This is a genomic window from Rhodococcus sp. G6(2025) (genome assembly GCF_058628105.1).
Genome location: NZ_CP179750.1, coordinates 1,237,700 through 1,253,079, shown reverse-complemented (window position 1 = coordinate 1,253,079; position 15,380 = coordinate 1,237,700). Strand labels below are relative to the sequence as shown.

The 15,380-nt window shown below is 66.9% G+C and carries 17 protein-coding genes; 10 read left to right on the top strand and 7 right to left on the bottom strand.

What is annotated here, in order from left to right:
- Positions 1–34 precede the first annotated feature (34 nt).
- A complete protein-coding gene (locus tag ACLIVD_RS05990; protein WP_105412928.1) occupies positions 35–328 on the top strand; it encodes a WhiB family transcriptional regulator in 294 nt (97 codons plus the stop codon).
- A 44-nt stretch (positions 329–372) separates the two neighbouring features.
- Here the strand turns inward: ACLIVD_RS05990 and purQ are convergent, their stop codons facing one another.
- Together purQ and purS are read right to left on the bottom strand one after the other, a co-directional pair.
- Positions 373–1,050, bottom strand: a complete 678-nt coding sequence (purQ, locus tag ACLIVD_RS05985) for a phosphoribosylformylglycinamidine synthase subunit PurQ (protein WP_009477892.1) — start codon at positions 1,048–1,050, stop codon at positions 373–375.
- Entirely contained in the window at positions 1,047–1,286 is a 240-nt protein-coding gene (purS, locus tag ACLIVD_RS05980; protein ID WP_005244409.1) for a phosphoribosylformylglycinamidine synthase subunit PurS, read from the bottom strand. The genes purQ and purS overlap by 4 nt, the downstream gene beginning before the upstream one ends.
- A gap of 131 nt (positions 1,287–1,417) precedes the next feature.
- Between purS and ACLIVD_RS05975 the strand changes: the two genes are divergently transcribed.
- Positions 1,418–2,065, top strand: a complete 648-nt coding sequence (locus tag ACLIVD_RS05975) for an MBL fold metallo-hydrolase (RefSeq protein WP_280778737.1) — start codon at positions 1,418–1,420, stop codon at positions 2,063–2,065.
- A 49-nt stretch (positions 2,066–2,114) separates the two neighbouring features.
- On the opposite strand, the gene ACLIVD_RS05970 is transcribed toward ACLIVD_RS05975, so the two are convergent.
- The 3 genes from ACLIVD_RS05970 to ACLIVD_RS05960 all read right to left on the bottom strand — a co-directional run bounded on the left by ACLIVD_RS05970 (position 2,115) and on the right by ACLIVD_RS05960 (position 4,880).
- Complete coding sequence (locus tag ACLIVD_RS05970) at positions 2,115–2,819, bottom strand: DUF2334 domain-containing protein (RefSeq protein WP_280778738.1); 705 nt, start codon at positions 2,817–2,819, stop codon at positions 2,115–2,117.
- A gap of 98 nt (positions 2,820–2,917) precedes the next feature.
- Entirely contained in the window at positions 2,918–3,412 is a 495-nt protein-coding gene (locus ACLIVD_RS05965) for a glutathione peroxidase (protein WP_219456744.1), read from the bottom strand.
- An 82-nt stretch (positions 3,413–3,494) separates the two neighbouring features.
- Positions 3,495–4,880: a C4-dicarboxylate transporter DctA gene (locus tag ACLIVD_RS05960; protein ID WP_005244413.1), complete on the bottom strand. Its 1,386-nt coding sequence runs from the start codon at positions 4,878–4,880 to the stop codon at positions 3,495–3,497.
- A 160-nt stretch (positions 4,881–5,040) separates the two neighbouring features.
- Between ACLIVD_RS05960 and ACLIVD_RS05955 the strand changes: the two genes are divergently transcribed.
- The 4 genes from ACLIVD_RS05955 to ACLIVD_RS05940 all read left to right on the top strand — a co-directional run bounded on the left by ACLIVD_RS05955 (position 5,041) and on the right by ACLIVD_RS05940 (position 8,268).
- Positions 5,041–6,606: a sensor histidine kinase gene (locus ACLIVD_RS05955; RefSeq protein WP_418339368.1), complete on the top strand. Its 1,566-nt coding sequence runs from the start codon at positions 5,041–5,043 to the stop codon at positions 6,604–6,606.
- Entirely contained in the window at positions 6,603–7,292 is a 690-nt protein-coding gene (locus ACLIVD_RS05950) for a response regulator (RefSeq protein ID WP_283330650.1), read from the top strand. The genes ACLIVD_RS05955 and ACLIVD_RS05950 overlap by 4 nt, the downstream gene beginning before the upstream one ends.
- A gap of 81 nt (positions 7,293–7,373) precedes the next feature.
- On the top strand, positions 7,374–7,925 hold the full coding sequence (locus ACLIVD_RS05945) for an LppP/LprE family lipoprotein (RefSeq protein WP_491932117.1): 552 nt from the start codon (positions 7,374–7,376) through the stop codon (positions 7,923–7,925).
- Positions 7,926–8,088: 163 nt separating this feature from the next.
- A complete protein-coding gene (locus ACLIVD_RS05940) occupies positions 8,089–8,268 on the top strand; it encodes a hypothetical protein (RefSeq protein WP_164058811.1) in 180 nt (59 codons plus the stop codon).
- Positions 8,269–8,338: 70 nt separating this feature from the next.
- On the opposite strand, the gene ACLIVD_RS05935 is transcribed toward ACLIVD_RS05940, so the two are convergent.
- Entirely contained in the window at positions 8,339–8,926 is a 588-nt protein-coding gene (locus ACLIVD_RS05935) for a TetR/AcrR family transcriptional regulator (protein ID WP_283330648.1), read from the bottom strand.
- Between the two features lie 214 nt (positions 8,927–9,140).
- Positions 9,141–10,229, bottom strand: a complete 1,089-nt coding sequence (locus ACLIVD_RS05930) for an LLM class flavin-dependent oxidoreductase (RefSeq protein ID WP_283330647.1) — start codon at positions 10,227–10,229, stop codon at positions 9,141–9,143.
- Between the two features lie 228 nt (positions 10,230–10,457).
- Between ACLIVD_RS05930 and ACLIVD_RS05925 the strand changes: the two genes are divergently transcribed.
- From ACLIVD_RS05925 to ACLIVD_RS05910, 4 genes are read left to right on the top strand one after another with little or no spacing between them, the layout of a single operon-like run.
- Positions 10,458–10,886 (top strand): VOC family protein, encoded by a 429-nt coding sequence (locus tag ACLIVD_RS05925; RefSeq protein ID WP_283330646.1) that lies wholly within the window; start codon positions 10,458–10,460, stop codon positions 10,884–10,886.
- A 33-nt stretch (positions 10,887–10,919) separates the two neighbouring features.
- Positions 10,920–12,464 carry a long-chain-fatty-acid--CoA ligase gene (locus ACLIVD_RS05920; RefSeq protein WP_283330645.1) on the top strand — a complete coding sequence of 515 codons (1,545 nt, stop codon included), beginning with the start codon at positions 10,920–10,922 and terminating at the stop codon, positions 12,462–12,464.
- A gap of 32 nt (positions 12,465–12,496) precedes the next feature.
- Entirely contained in the window at positions 12,497–13,846 is a 1,350-nt protein-coding gene (locus tag ACLIVD_RS05915; protein ID WP_491932116.1) for an MFS transporter, read from the top strand.
- A gap of 39 nt (positions 13,847–13,885) precedes the next feature.
- Positions 13,886–15,334 (top strand): aldehyde dehydrogenase family protein, encoded by a 1,449-nt coding sequence (locus ACLIVD_RS05910; RefSeq protein ID WP_283330643.1) that lies wholly within the window; start codon positions 13,886–13,888, stop codon positions 15,332–15,334.
- The last annotated feature ends 46 nt before the right edge of the window (positions 15,335–15,380 follow it).

The window sequence follows — 15,380 nt, the reverse complement described above, 5'->3', positions numbered from 1 at the left end:
TTTTCAGTGCCGACGACACTCCGAGGGAGCCGACATGCCGTCATCCACTCGCCTTCCCAGCCCCAACACCGAGGCCTGGGACTGGCAGATCCACGCCCTGTGCCGCGGCGTCGAATCGTCCGTGTTCTTTCATCCCGACGGCGAGCGGGGTAACGCCCGCAGCAACCGTGAACGTCGCGCGAAAGCGATCTGCCGTCGCTGCCCCGTTCTCGTCGAATGCCGCGACCACGCCCTGAGCGTGACCGAACCGTTCGGAATCTGGGGCGGGCTCACCGCGTCCGAACGCCGCGGGATCACCCAGCACGGCGAGGGAACCGTCGCCGTCTGATCCGGCACCGTGCAGGCCTGCGGCCACACACGGTGCCGGTCGGCTCAGGCGGAGATGACGCTGTCGAGGACGGAGTAGAACATGCCGAGCCCGTCGTCGCTGGGGCCGGTGAGGGCCTCGGTGGCGTGCTCGGGGTGCGGCATGAGGCCCACGACGCGGCCGTTGGCCGAGGAGATGCCTGCGATACCGCGCTGCGAACCGTTCGGGTTGTCGCCGACGTAGCGGAACACGACGCGGCCCTCGCCCTCGAGTTCGTCGAGGACGTTCTCCGACGCCTGGTAGCGGCCCTCGCCGGACTTGAGCGGGACCAGGATCTCGGCACCCGACTCGTAGCGGGACGTCCACGCCGTCGACGTGGCCTCGACCTTCAGCCACTCGTCGCGGCAGATGAAGTGCAGGCCCTCGTTGCGGGTGAGCGCGCCGGGCAGGAGGCCCGCTTCGCACAGAACCTGGAAGCCGTTGCAGATACCGAGGACGGGCATGCCGCCCTGCGCGGCCTGCACGACCTTGCCCATGACGGGCGCGAACCGTGCGATGGCGCCGCACCGCAGATAGTCGCCGTAGGAGAAGCCACCGGGGACGATGACGGCGTCGACACCCTTGAGGTCGGCGTCGCCGTGCCACAGGCTCACGGCCTCGCCGCCGGCGAGGGTCACCGCGCGGGCGGCGTCGACGTCGTCGAGGGTGCCGGGGAAAGTGATGACTCCGACGCGGGCGCTCATGCTTCGACGCGCCTCACGGTCCAGTCCTCGATCACCGTGTTGGCCAGCAGGGCCTCGGCGATCTTCTCGAGCTGAGCGTCGTCGACACTGCCGTCGACCTCGAGCTCGAACCGCTTGCCCTGACGGACATCGGAAACCCCAGCGAAGCCGAGCCGCGGCAGCGCTCCGACAATGGCCTGCCCCTGGGGGTCGAGAATCTCGGCCTTGGGCATGACTTCGACGACGACACGGGCCACGTGCTGCTCCTTGTAGTAGTGCGCGAGCCCAGAGTGGAACACCGGGCACCCGGAAGTTTACCGGGCTACCTGCCTGCGGTTCGCATCGGACGAGCGGGACGAGCCATGCATGCAGGCGCATACTCGAATTCATGCGACTGACTCACTTCGGCCACAGCTGCGTCCTCGTCGAGTTGAACGGTTCCACCATCCTCTTCGATCCGGGCAACTTCTCCCACGGATTCGAGGGCATCACCGGACTGAACGCGATCCTGGTCACCCACCAGCACCCCGACCACGTCGACCAGCAACGACTGCCCGCCCTCGTCGAGGCGAACCCCGGCGCGGCGCTGTACTCGGACCCGCAGACCGCGGCCCAGCTCGGCGGCGCGTGGACGGGGGTGCACGCCGGCGACGAGTTCGACATCGGCGACGTGCACGTCACCGGCACCGGTGGGAGGCACGCGGTGATCCACCCCGACATCCCGGTGATCGACAACACGGCGTTCCTGCTCGGCGACGCCGGCAACCCCGCCCGGCTGATGCACCCGGGCGACTCACTGTTCGTTCCGGAGCAGAAGGTCGACGTGCTGGCGCTGCCCGCCGCGGCGCCGTGGCTGAAGATCTCCGAGGCCATCGACTACCTGCGCGCCGTCGCACCGCGGGTCGCGGTGCCCATCCACCAGGCGATCATCGCGAACGAGGCCACCGGCATCTTCTACGGCCGCTACTCGGACATGGCGCCCGAGGGCACCGAGTTCCGCACGATGCCGAGCGAGTCGAGCATCGAGGTGGCCTGACGCCCCGTGAGTACTTGTCAACCGCCCGCGGTTAACAAGTACTCACGGGTCAGGCGGCACCGATCTGCGGGATCCGCGGCTCCCAGCGGTACACCTGCGGCCGGGCGTCGTGGTAGAGCGCGAGGTCGACGGCGTCGAGCATCGCCTGCCGAGGTCCCGACGTGCCCAACTGCTTCGCGGTGACGGCGAGGCGCACCACGCCCCCACGCCTGGCGGTCCGTCCGGAGCCGAGGACGAGCGCCCGGCACCACCACGGTTCGGCGCGGAATCCCTCACCTATCCCCAGCACCCGCGACCGCACCGACGTCTCGCGTTCGAGGTCGTGGATGGCGGTCATCGTGGCCAGCAGCCGGAACCCGGCGGACGGCAGTGCCGCGACGGCGCCCTGCGACGCCAGCCAGCGGGGCGGAGCGAACAGTCTGGTGCGCAGTCCGGTCTGTTCCATCACCCGGTCCGCCGCGAGCAGCCGCAGCCGCGCCTCGTGTTCGGGAAGCGAGGCGAACTCGGCCCGGCGGCGTTTGGTCGCGGCCTGGTCGTATCCGTGGAGGACGACGGCGTCGCCGCGGGATCGGCGCGCGCGGACCCAGTCCTGCGTCACAGGGTCGTTGACCAGTCGATACTTGTCTTTCAGGCGCGGGGCGACGAGCAGCGACAGCGGCACGCCGCGCGCATCCATCTCCTCGGCGAACGCGGCCGCGAAGTCGCGCGTCTCGTCCTTGATTCCTGACACCGACACGATCAGCTGTCCGGTCATGGTCCTCAGCGTGACAGGTGAACGTGAACAGCGAGCAAAGCTCGTGCGCCTTTCCGGTAGTGGGAGCTACCGAAAAGGCGCACGAGCGGCGAAGCCGCCTATTTGGGCAGGACCGCCTCGATGGCCTCGACGACCTCGGGGGCGTCGGGCTCGGTGCGGGGACGGAACCGCTTCACCACGGTGCCGTCGGGTGCGACGAGGAACTTCTCGAAGTTCCACTGGATGTCGCCCGCGGCGCCCTCGGCGTCGGCGGCCTTGGTCAGTTCCTCGTAGAGCGGGTGCCGGTTCTCGCCGTTCACCTCGATCTTCTCCAACAGGGGGAACGTGACGCCGTAGGTGGTGGAGCAGAAGGTCTCGATCTCTTCGGCGGTGCCGGGCTCTTGGCCCATGAACTGGTTGCACGGGACGCCGATCACGGTCAGTCCGCGGTCGGCGTAGTCGGTGGCGAGCTTCTCGAGGCCCTTGTACTGCGGGGTCAGTCCACACTTCGAGGCGACGTTCACCACGAGGACGGCGCGACCGTCGTATTCGCCGAGCGAGGTCGGGGTGCCGCCGAGTGTGTTGATGCCGATGTTCTGAACAGGTGTCGTCATGCGCACCAACGTAGCCAACAAACCTCTGTGCGCCCAGGCTTCGAATCGCCCGGGCGCACAGAGGTTTACTTCGGAGTGGGTGTCAGCTCTTCACGAGGACCCGCGGCTCGTCGGCAGCAGGGGTCTCGGTGGCCTGCTCTTCGACGACCTCGCCGTGGCCGTCGTCGACCATCGTCGACTCGTCGAACGGGAGCTTGCCGTCGAGGACGGTGCGGACGCGCTCGTTGTCGATTGTGTTGGTCCAGGAACCGACGAGCAGGGTGGCGACGGCGTTGCCGGAGAAGTTCGTGACCGCGCGGGCCTCGGACATGAACCGGTCGATACCGACGATGAGGCCGACGCCGTCGAGCAGTTCGGGACGGTGGCTCTGCAGGCCGCCTGCGAGGGTGGCGAGCCCGGCGCCGCTGACTCCGGCAGCACCCTTGGACGCGATGATCATGAACACCAGCAGCGACAGCTGCTCGGGGAAGGACAGCGGCTGGCCCATTGCGTCGGCGATGAAGATCGAAGCCATGGTCAGGTAGATCGCCGTGCCGTCGAGGTTGAACGAGTAGCCGGTGGGGACGACGACACCGACGGTAGTGCGCTCGACGCCGACGTGTTCCATCTTCGCGATCAGACGGGGCAGGGCCGACTCGGACGAGGAGGTGGCGAAGATCAGCAGGTACTCGCGGGCCAGGTACCGGACCAGCTTGAAGATGGAGACGCCTGCGACGACGCGGAGCACGGATCCGAGGACACCGAACACGAAGATCAGGCAGGTCAGGTAGAAGCCGAGCATGAGGGTGGCGAGCTGGACGACGGCGCCGAGACCGGTCTGGCCGACGACGTTCGCGATGGCACCGAAGGCACCGATCGGTGCGAGCCACAGGATCATCGACAGAATCTTGAAGACGAGCTTCTGCACGGAGCCGACAGCGCGCAGGATCGGCTCACCCTGCTTGCCGAGGGCCTGCAGTCCGAAGCCGACGAGCAGCGCGACGAACAGGGTCTGCAGCACGCTTCCCTCGGTCAGCGCCGACATCAGCGACGTGGGGATGATCGACTGGAGGAAGTCCATGGTGCCGCCGGCGCCGTGGGCCTTCTCGGCGAGCGCCGCTCCGGTGCCCGCGGTGTCGGCGCTGATGTTCAGGCCGGAGCCCGGGTTGAGCAGGTTGCCCACCAGCAGGCCGATGCCGAGCGCGACCGTCGACATGCCGATGAAGTAGGTGAGCGCGAGTCCGCCGACCTTGCCGACCTTGGCGGCGGCCTTCACCGATCCGATGCCGAGGACGATCGTGCAGAAGATGACCGGGCTGATCATCATCTTGATGAGGTCGACGAACATCGTGCCGAGCACGCCGAGCGATTTGCCGACTCCCGGAGCCAGCCATCCGACGAGGACGCCCGCGACGACGGCGACGATGACCCCCATGTACAACCAGTGTGTCCGGTCGCGCTTCTTGGTCTTCCCTGTCGCAGTACTCATGGGATTGTCCTCCAATTCGAGTGGCAAGCTGATCGGTGAGGCCGGTTAGTGACCGCGATCACGTCTTGGAAGAATCTTCTAAGCGATCGCTTGGCTGGAGAAGTTTGTGTTCATTACGTTCAGGAGAAATGCATTGCCGCACCATCCGCCGAGACGGCCCATGAGCGTCGCGAGGCAGCTCTTCCTCCTGCAGCTCGTCGTGTTGGTGCTGGTCATCGGCGCCGGGACCGCGCTGGCCATCGTCGACCAGCGTCGCGACAGCGACGAGACCACCCGACGTGCCGTCACGGCCGTCGCGACCACGCTCGCGCTGTCGGACGGCACCGTCGAGGCTTTGCGGTCCCCCGACCCGACGGCGGTTCTCCAGCCCCAGACCGAGCGGATCCGTGCCGCGACCGGCACCGATTTCATCGTCGTGATGACGCCCGCCGGCATCCGCTTCACCCACACCAATCCGGAGCTGATCGGCGGGGTGTTCTCCGGCAACATCGAGCGCGCGCTCCGCGGGGAGACGTTCACGGAGACGTATGCCGGCTCGCTGGGACCGTCGATCCGGGCCGTGGCCCCGGTGTACGACGGCGACCGGATCGCGGGTCTCGTGTCCGTCGGCGTCACGCGTGAGAAGATCGGCGACCAGTTCGCCGCAAGTCTGCCGACCATCTTCGCGGTCGCCGCGATCGGTCTGGCGGTGTCGGCGGCCGGCTCGTTCCTGCTCAGCAGGCGCCTGCGCCGTCAGACACTGGGGATGGCGCCGGACGAGCTGCGGCAGATGTACGAGCATCACGACGCCGTCCTGCACTCGATCGGCGAGGGCCTGGTGGTGCTCGGCCGCGACAGCAGTGACACCGCGAAGGCCGAGGTGGTGAACGACGAAGCGCGCCGGCTCCTCGATCTCCCGGAAGGCCCGGTCCCGGTGGCCGCGCTGCCGGAGTCGTTTCGGCAGACGCAGGGCGACGATTCCCGGGACGAGGTGCACGTGACCCCCGACCGCGTGCTGCTCGTCAGCCGGGAGCCCGTGACGTGGGAGGGGCAGCGCCTGGGGACGGTGCTGACACTGCGCGATCGCACCGAATTGCAAAGCATCATGGGTGAACTCGACTCCGTGCGCGGGTTCGCGGAATCGCTGCGGTCGCAGGCCCACGAATCGGCGAACCGTCTGCACACGATCATCACGATGGTCGAACTGGGCCGCTACGACGACGCGATCGCGTTCGCCACCGAGGATCTGCGGTTGTCGCAGGAACTGATCGACCGCCTGATGACGGCGGTGCACGAACCCGCCCTGGCCGCACTGCTGCTCGGCAAGGTGGGTGTGGCCGCCGAACGGGGAGTCGACCTGACCGTCACCGAAGACACCGCACTCGGACCCGTCGCGTCGCTCAGTGCGCGTGAACTCGTCACGCTGGTGGGTAATCTCGTGGACAATGCGATCGACGCCGCCCGCGGTGCGACGGAGTCCCCCGGAGAGGATGCGTGGGTGGAAGTGACCGTCCGTCAGGAGGATTCGATGATGGTGGTACGGGTGGCCGACAGCGGCCCGGGTATTCCCGCCGACGAACTCGACAAGGCGGTCACGCGCGGCTACTCCACCAAGTCAGGTCAGCGCGGGCTCGGGCTGGCGTTGGTGGCCCAGGTCGTGGCGCGGCACGGCGGGGCGATCCACACGGAGCCGTCGCTCGGATCGATGATCGTCGTCGAGATCCCGATCGAGGGTGACGCCTCGTGATCCGTGTGATGATCGTCGAGGACGAACCACTCATCGCCGAGGCGCATCGGGCGTATGTGGAACGCATTCCGGGTTTTTCGGTCCACACGGTCGTTCACGACGGTAACAGCGCGATGCGCGCGGTCGCCGCCGCGAACGGCAGCGACGACCCCATCGACCTCGTCCTCCTCGACATCGGCCTGCCGGATGCCAGCGGACTCGACGTGGCGGCGGCACTGAGTGGCGTGCGACCGAGCCCCGACGTGATCGCGGTGACCTCGGCCCGCGACCTCGAGATGGTCCGCACCGCCGTTGCACGCGGAATCGCGTTGTATCTCCTGAAGCCGTTCACGTTCGCGGCGTTCCGCGACAAACTCGAGCGGTACCGGGAATTCCGCGACGCCCTGCCCGCCGGAAGCAACGCGTTGAGTCAGCACGACATCGATCGGGCGATGTCGGCGCTGCGCACCTCCGACGAGCGCGCGGCGTCCCCGAAAGGCGTTGCACCACAGACACTCGACCACGTCTCCGCCTGCGTCCGTGACGCTGCGGGACCGCTGACGGCGGCCGAGGTGGCGGCCAGCATCGGGGTCTCGCGGGTCACGGCCTGGCGGTATCTCGAACGCCTCGCCGACGACGGGGTGCTCGCCCGGCACACCGAGTACGGCCGGGCGGGGCGCCCGCAGATTCGGTACGCGCTGCGCTGACCCCGTAACGAACCGGCCACGCCACGCGAGACAGTGAGTGAGGCGAAGTAATTCCTGTCGGGGACGATGCAGGGAGAGCACATGAAGACTCACGTGGCAGCATTTCTGACCGTCGCGGCCGCGACCGCGCTCACCGGGTGCACCGGAAGCGACGACGCGGCAGAATCCGCCGCCTCCCCGGTCCCACAGGCCGCTTCTGCCGCAGAAGTACGCAGCGGACCGTGCCTCGACCTCGATTCCACACTGGTCACCGACGCGTTCGCGACGCTCGGCAACGCACCAGGTGGCGATCCGTGGGTACCCGGAGCCGCGTCCGAGGCCGCCGGCGAGGACTGCCCCGCGCTGCTGTGGGCCACGGCGGAGACGCCCATGGGGACGGTGAGTTCGCCGAACCAGGTGCTGTTCTTCCACGACGGCGCATATCTGGGCACCGCAACAGCCGAATCGTATGCCTACACCGACGTGGTCGGATCCACCGACGACTCCGTCTCGGTGCAGTACAGGTGGCTCGGCGAGCAGGACGCCAACTGCTGCCCGTCGGGCGGACCTGCGGTCGTCACCTTCTCCTGGGACGGGTCCAGGGTCGAAATGGAGCAGCCGTTACCGCAGGAGATGCTCGACTCCTACAACTGACATCCGACTACCACTGCGGCGCAACGGAATTGACCTGACGGCGCAAGTCCCACCCATGCCGAGTCGAGAAAACCTCATCTAGAGGTTGTGGCCTGCATCACATCGGTGGACGATTGTAGAGGAGTCACCTCCGGCTCGCAGTAACTCAGTCAAGGACCTTCACATGTCTAGCAGAATTGCCACCACACTCGCCGCAATCGCAATGACCCTGTCACTCGGCGCTCTCGCCGCCCCCGCAGCTGTCGCCGCACCGCTCGCTCCCGCACCGACCCCGGCAGCCGGTTCGATCTCGGTCTGCCTCAACCTGCCACTGGGGTCGGCCAGCATCAGCTTCTGCATCTGACCCACGCACGGGTATCGCGGTTCCTACCCGCAGCGTCGGGACACCCGCATTCAACGCCTCCAGCCTCAGCTCACGGAGCGACCGCGGAGGTGACGATATCGGCTACGAATTCGGCGGCCCGGTCGTCGAGTCCCTTGTGTTCGATGATGCTGCGGTAATAGAAGGATCCGTTGATCATCGCGGTGAGCAGTTCGATGTCGACGTCCGGACGGACGTCGCCACGAGCGATTCCCCGCTGGATGATGATGCGCATCCCGGCGGGAAATCTGTCCAGGAACGGCTGCACGTCTCGCTGGAAGTCGTCGTCCTCGGCGCTTGCCGCGACCGAGCCGGCCATGATGCGCCGGACGCCCTTCGTCCGGTACATCGCCGCTCGATCCCGCAGGAACGCGATGACCTCGTCGCGGAACGAACCCAGGTCGGGGACCTCTCCCGGCGGGACGAGGCGTTCGATGGCTGCCACGAGAACCGCTTGCCTACCGGACCAGCGGCGATAGATGGTGGGTTTGCTGACGCCTGCTCGGGCCGCGATCGCGTCGATGCTGACCGCGCTGTAGCCGCGTTCCATCCACAGTTCCAACGTCGCATCGAGAATCGCCGACGTGGTGTCGCTGTTGCGCGGCCTGCCGGCCCGGGTGGCGCTGCCCGAATCAGCCATCTCACCACCTTTTCGGCATGGACCCATTACTCGTCCGTACTCTAACAGGCGCCTTACCTCGTGCCGTGAGACGAATTGTTCCGCAGGCACAGTCGGCCAGGGAAGATTCGACGACGCCCGTTCGAGATACGCCTCGGTAACGAAACACTTCACCGATGCTGCCGAGGGATCCCAGGCCTGCAACCCCTCCGCCGCAATCGGACATTCCGCCCGGTCAGCCCGCGGACAGTACCGCTGCGCGCTCACGCATGAGTGGCATGACGTCCCGGCCGAACCTGGTCGCCTCGTCGTCGTGCGGGTAGCCGGAGAGGCAGAAGTGTGTGCAGCCGACGTCGACGAACTCCGACAAGGTGTCGGCGACCTGCTGCGGGTTTCCGACCACTGCGACGCCCGCCCCGGGCCGAACCTTGGTGATGCCGCTCCACAGGTGGTCACCGAGCCGGTAGTCGTCAGCTTGCATGAGTTCCTGCATGCGTGCCTGGGCATTCGAATCCGACCAGGCACCGCCCCATCCCTGGTCCTCGGTGCCGGAGATCAGCGCGTCGGCCGCGCTCCACGCCTCGGCCTCGGTGTCGCGGACGATGACCTGCAGGCGCATTCCGAAACGGAGTTCGCCTTCGCGTCCGTACAGTGCGGCTCGTTCCCTCGCCTCGGCGATCTTCTGCGCGATCATCTCGGGCCGATCGCCCCAGAAGAGATACACATCAGCATGTTTCGCACACACGTCGACGGCCGCTTCGGACAGCCCACCGAGAAAGAATTCCGGATGGGGTCTCTGGAGCGGGCGCGGCTTGACGACGGCACCCTCTACCGCGAAGTGTTCACCGCGGTATGTGACCGGCTCGTCCTCGGTCCACACCCGCTTCATGATCTCGACGGTCTCGTCCATCAGCCGGTACCGCTCGTCGTGCCCGTGAAAGAGTCCGTCGGCGGCCGCCTCCGTCGGCGATCCGCCGGCGATGAGATTGATCGCGACGCGTCCGCCGGAGAGCTGGTCGAAGGTACTGATCATCTTGGCGGCGACGGTCGGCGCGATCACTCCCGGCCGAGCCGCCACGAGCAGGGTGAGGCGTTCGGTGCGGGCGGCGACCATGGCGCAGGCGATCCACGCCTCGTAGCACTCGGTCTGGACCGGCACCAGTGCATATTCGAACCCCGCCGCTTCCGCGGACTTGGCGACTCGCTCGAAGAGTTCCAGGCTCGGTGCAGTGCGTGCATTCGGATCGCCGAATGCGGTGGTGTCCCCCATGGTCGGGATGAACCAGCCGAAATGGAGTTCCGGTTCGTGGGTCGGTGTCGACATTCTGTCCCCTTCGTTAGCGGTCGTGGGCCGTTGGTCTGCGGCCGTGCACCGCAGAGTTCACGACTCCTTTCGATACGAAACCGTATCGCAATACGATCTCGCACTCAATGGCAATTATTGCGATCATCGCGAAGTCAGTCATCAAAAACGAGTCGTTGACCAAATCAATACGAAACCGTATCGTATCGACATGTTGATGAGAGACAGGTCACACAGAGGAGTGCTTCCATGGTTCAGATTCCCGCCGTCCACCACATCGCGCTGACGGTCAGCGACCTCGACGCGAGCGTCGAGTGGTACGAGCAGGTGTTCGGCATCCAGCAGGTTCTCGACGTGCCGCACGACGGCGGAACCGCCACAGTACTGGCAGACAGCGATTTCCGGCTCGTCATCGGGTTGCATCGCCACGACCACAACCCGGGCGCACAGTTCGCGGAGACGCGCAGCGGACTCGACCATGTGAGCTTCCGGGTGGACGGTCAAGACGAACTGACCGCGTGGGGCGACCGACTCACCGAACTCGGTGTGCGGCAGACGGATGCGGCCGATCAGCCGCTCACTCAAGCTCCGATCGCGCACACTGCGTACGGCTCGGTGCTGGTCTTCCGCGACCCCGACAACATCCAACTCGAACTGATCGCACCACCCGCCGCATGACGTCGCGCCACGACACTTCGACGGAGGAATAACATGCTCAACCTCGCTGTTCTGCTGGAGGATTCCGCTCGCGAACACCCCGCGCGTGACGCGGTTGTGTGCGGGGGCATCCGGCTGACGTACAGAGATCTCGACGCCGCGGCGAATCGCGTCGCGAACCTGCTGACCGGCCTCGGCATCGGCCCCGGCGACAAGATCGTCCTCGCCTGCCCGAACGTGCCCAGCTTTCCGGCCGTGTACTACGGCGCCCTCAAAGCCGGCGCGGTTGTGGTACCGATCAACATTCTCCTCAAGTCCGAGGAGATCGCCTACCACCTGGTGGATTCGGAAGCCAAGGCGTTCTTCTGCTTCGAGGGGTCCGAAGAACTGCCGATCGGCGAACACGGTCTCCAGGCGTTCGTGGACGTCGACGAGTGTGCGCACTTCTTCTCTGCAGCCGCAGACCCGATGGCAGCACACTCGGTACTCCCCGGGGTGACATCGCTGGGCGAGGCGCTGCGGGCACAACCGCCGACTTTCGACACCGAGGCAACACGGCCCGGGGATACCGCAGTCATCCTCTACACCAGTGGCACGACCGGCAAACCCAAGGGCGCCGAACTGACCCACGCCAACCTGGTGCTCAACGCCCGCCTGTTCGACGTGATGTACGCCGACCATCCCCACGACGTGCACCTGGTGACGCTGCCGCTGTTCCACACGTTCGCGCAGACCATTCAGATGAATGCCGGCTTCTACAAGCGCGCAACCCTGGTACTCCAGCCGCGGTTCACCGCCGCCGACACGTTGCGACTGATGCAGGCCGAAGACGTCACCTTCTTCGCCGGGGTCCCCACCATGTACTGGGACCTCCTCGGCGCCGACGATTCCGGCGTCGACCTCGACCGGATCCGCAGCACTCTGCGCTACGCGGTCGCCGGAGGTGCTCCGCTGCCGATGGAGGTGCTGACGGGTTTCGAGGCTAAGTACGGTGTGCCCGTCCTCGAGGGGTACGGGTTGTCCGAGACCAGTCCGGTCGTCGCGTTCAACCGCCACGACCGTCCGTCCCGTCCCGGCTCCGTCGGACTCCCGGTCTGGGGTGTGGAGGTACGGATCGTCGACGAGGAGCGGAACGACGTCGGCCCCGGCGATCCGGGTGAATTGCTCGTGCGCGGCCACGGTGTCATGAAGGGCTACTACCGGCGACCCGACGAGACGGCGAGCGCACTTCGCGACGGCTGGCTCCACACCGGCGACATCGCGCGACGCGACGCCGACGGCTACCTCTACATCGTGGACCGCAAGAAGGACCTGATCATCCGTGGCGGCTACAACGTCTATCCCCGTGAGGTCGAGGAGGTGGTCATGGGCCACCCCGACGTCAGTCTCGCAGCGGTCGTCGGCGTACCGCATCCGCGGCACGGGGAGGAAGTCAAGGTCTTCGTCATCCGTGAACCCGGCTCGACACTCGGTGAGCTCGAACTGGTCACCTGGTGCCGAACCCGGCTGGGCAGCCACAAGTATCCACGTCACGTCGAGTTCCGCGACGACCTCCCGCGGAATGCGACCGGCAAGATCCTCAAGCGCGCTCTCACCTGAGTCCGACATGACAATGCGAAGGGAGCACCTCGATGTCCACCGCAGCGCGCAACTCTGACGTCGGCGCCGTCCGACACGCGGCATCGGCACCACCCACACGATCCACCCACTCCACGATCCGCGGCTGGGCCGTCGCCGTGATGCTGAGCGTCATGATGGCGATCAACTTCGCCGACAAGAGCGTCCTCGGCCTGGCGGCCGAGCCCCTGATGAAGGATCTCGGGCTCACACCGAGCCAGTTCGGCCTCGCAGGCAGTGTCTTCTTCCTCCTCTTCGGCGTCGCGGGAGTCGCCGTCGGCTTTCTCGGCAACCGGTTCACCAGCACGCGGTTGCTTCTGCTGCTCGCGCTGGCGTGGTCGGTGTCGATGCTGCCGCTGCTGCTCGTCCCGTCGCTGGCCGGTCTGCTGATCAACCGTCTCCTGCTCGGCGCCGCCGAAGGACCGACCGCACCGCTGGCCGGGCACGCCGTGCAGAAATGGTTTACCGAATCCCGGCGATCGGTGCCGACGTCATTGGTATTTCTCGGCTCCGGGCTCGGTGTCGCTCTCGCGGCTCCGCTCCTGACCTACCTGATCACCAACTTCGGTTGGCAGTCCGCGATCTGGTGCCTGGCCGGTGTCAGTCTCCTGTGGGCCGCCGGATGGAAGCTGATCGGCCGGGAAGGGCCCCTGGAAACCTACGACTCCGCGGCCGACCTCCCGGAGCGCACGTCCGCAACCGAAGTGCGAGTCCCATATCGCCGGCTCTTCGCAGCATCGTCGTGGTGGGCGCCGATCCTCGCACTCGCCCCGGGGTACTGCGCCTTCGCGCTTTTCAGCGTGTGGGGACCGAGCTATCTCGTGAACGGGCTCGGCTTCTCGTCCGGCACAATGGGCTGGCTGATCGCCGTCTACGGGCTCGTCGCGGCGTTCGGACACGTGTTCTTCAGCTGGCTCAGCGGGGTTCTCGTCCGGCGCGGGGTCGCCACCCGCTGGGCGCGTGGCGTCTACACCGGAGCTGTGGTGTGCCTGAGTGGTTCGCTGCTTGTGGTGGCCATGAGCATCGGCACCGGATCGGCGGCCGCGTGGTTGATGCTCGTCGGCTTCGGGCTCGCCAACACCGTGTACACGATCGGCTACCTCCTCGTCGCCGAGGCTTGCCCGGTCGGTCAGCGCAGCGCCATGCTCGCCAGCTTCAACTCGGTGGTCACCGCCGGCGCCGTGATCGCGCCCTTCCTCGCGGGGCTGCTCGTCGACGCCGCCGCAACCCCGACCGACGGCTACCGGACCGCCTTCCTGTGGTCCGGGATTCTCCTGATCGTAGGTGGCCTCGGCGCCGCCGTCTTCACCAGGCCAGACCGGGACACCCGGCGACTCGGCCTGCGCGGCAACGACATCGACTGACCAACTGCCCGAACAACTTCGACAATATTTGGAGCGACAATGACCGTGTCACAACTTCTCATCGGGGACTCATGGGTTCCCTCCGCATCCGGCGCCGAGTTCACAACCCTGGATCCGGCAACGGCCGAGACGATCGGTGTCTGTGCGGACGCCGGCACCGAAGACGTCGCGAGGGCGGTGGTGGCGGCCCGCGCCGCTTTCGACCACGGATCCTGGCGTCACCTACCCGCCACCGAGCGGGCCCGGTTGCTGTGGCGGATCGCCGACCTCATCGAGGAACGCGCGGACAGTCTCGCTCGCCTGGAGACCTTGGATCAGGGCCAGCCACTCAGCTTCTCCGCAGGTATCAGCGTGCCGTTCGCGGTCGAGACCTTCCGCTACTACGCCGGCTGGTGCACGAAGATCGAGGGCAGCGTCAAGCCGGTCTCGGCGCCCGACGTCCTCGCCTACACCACCCGGGGTCCGGTCGGGGTGTGTGCACTGATCACGCCGTGGAACTATCCGCTGCTGCTGGCGTCGTGGAAACTCGCCGCCGCACTCGCCACCGGCAACACGGTGATCCTCAAGCCTGCCGAGGACACCCCGCTGACCACCCTCGAACTGGCCCGGATCTGCGTCGAGGCCGGGGTGCCCGACGGCGTGGTCAACTGCCTCACCGGCGGTCCCGAAGTCGGCCAAGCCCTCGTCCGGCACCCGGACGTCGACAAGGTCTCGTTCACCGGGTCCACACAGGTCGGTAAGGAGATCGTGCGGGCGGTCAGCGGCAACCTCAAGCGAGTGAGCATGGAACTCGGCGGCAAGGCGCCGAGCATCGTCACCGAGTCCGCGGATCTGGAAGCGGCGATCGCGGGGAACCTCGAGGGAGGTCTGGTCAACTGCGGCCAGACCTGTGTTGCGTACACCCGATTCTTCGTTCCGCGGAAGATGGCCGACACCTTCGCCGAGCATCTCGCCGCGGCGGCCGCGACGTTGCCGATCGGCCCCGGACTGCAGGAGCAGACGGTATTGGGACCGTTGGTGTCGAAGACGCATCTTGACCGGGTCGCCGCGTACGTCGAGAAGGGGATCGCCGAAGGCGCCCGCCTGGTCGGTGGCGGCGAACGCCCCGGCGGTGACCTCGCCGGCGGAAACTTCTTCCAGCCCACGGTGTTCACCGACGTCACCGACGAGATGACCATTGCCCGGGAGGAAATCTTCGGCCCGGTCCTGTCAGTGATGCCCTACGACGACATCGACGAAGCGGTCACCCGGGCCAATGACACCCCCTACGGCCTCGGGGCGAGCATCTGGACCCGTGATCTCACCACCGCGCACCGTCTCGCCGCCGACATCCGCAGCGGCATGGTGTGGGTGAACATGTCGCCGCTGTGCGACCCCGCGATGCCGTGGGGCGGCGCCAAGCAGAGCGGCTGGGGTCGCGAGCTCAGCAGTTCCGGACTCGACGAGTTCACCGAAGAGAAGTCGGTCTGGATCGCACTGAGGGACTGACCCCCACCGAGGGTGCGGGCCGGGACTTTCCCGCCCGCACCCTCGG

Excerpts from the sequence above, each read along its gene's own strand:
- ACLIVD_RS05960 (WP_005244413.1), bottom strand. The coding sequence starts at position 4,880 with ATGAGTACTGCGACAGGGAAGACCAAGAAGCGCGACCGGACACACTGG.
- ACLIVD_RS05920 (WP_283330645.1), top strand. The coding sequence starts at position 10,920 with ATGCTCAACCTCGCTGTTCTGCTGGAGGATTCCGCTCGCGAACACCCC.
- ACLIVD_RS05975 (WP_280778737.1), top strand. The coding sequence starts at position 1,418 with ATGCGACTGACTCACTTCGGCCACAGCTGCGTCCTCGTCGAGTTGAAC.
- ACLIVD_RS05965 (WP_219456744.1), bottom strand. The coding sequence starts at position 3,412 with ATGACGACACCTGTTCAGAACATCGGCATCAACACACTCGGCGGCACC.
- ACLIVD_RS05930 (WP_283330647.1), bottom strand. The coding sequence starts at position 10,229 with ATGTCGACACCGACCCACGAACCGGAACTCCATTTCGGCTGGTTCATC.
- ACLIVD_RS05945 (WP_491932117.1), top strand. The coding sequence starts at position 7,374 with ATGAAGACTCACGTGGCAGCATTTCTGACCGTCGCGGCCGCGACCGCG.
- ACLIVD_RS05940 (WP_164058811.1), top strand. The coding sequence starts at position 8,089 with ATGTCTAGCAGAATTGCCACCACACTCGCCGCAATCGCAATGACCCTG.
- purQ (WP_009477892.1), bottom strand. The coding sequence starts at position 1,050 with ATGAGCGCCCGCGTCGGAGTCATCACTTTCCCCGGCACCCTCGACGAC.
- ACLIVD_RS05910 (WP_283330643.1), top strand. The coding sequence starts at position 13,886 with ATGACCGTGTCACAACTTCTCATCGGGGACTCATGGGTTCCCTCCGCA.
- ACLIVD_RS05935 (WP_283330648.1), bottom strand. The coding sequence starts at position 8,926 with ATGGCTGATTCGGGCAGCGCCACCCGGGCCGGCAGGCCGCGCAACAGC.
- ACLIVD_RS05915 (WP_491932116.1), top strand. The coding sequence starts at position 12,497 with ATGTCCACCGCAGCGCGCAACTCTGACGTCGGCGCCGTCCGACACGCG.
- ACLIVD_RS05970 (WP_280778738.1), bottom strand. The coding sequence starts at position 2,819 with ATGACCGGACAGCTGATCGTGTCGGTGTCAGGAATCAAGGACGAGACG.
- ACLIVD_RS05955 (WP_418339368.1), top strand. The coding sequence starts at position 5,041 with ATGAGCGTCGCGAGGCAGCTCTTCCTCCTGCAGCTCGTCGTGTTGGTG.
- ACLIVD_RS05990 (WP_105412928.1), top strand. The coding sequence starts at position 35 with ATGCCGTCATCCACTCGCCTTCCCAGCCCCAACACCGAGGCCTGGGAC.
- ACLIVD_RS05925 (WP_283330646.1), top strand. The coding sequence starts at position 10,458 with ATGGTTCAGATTCCCGCCGTCCACCACATCGCGCTGACGGTCAGCGAC.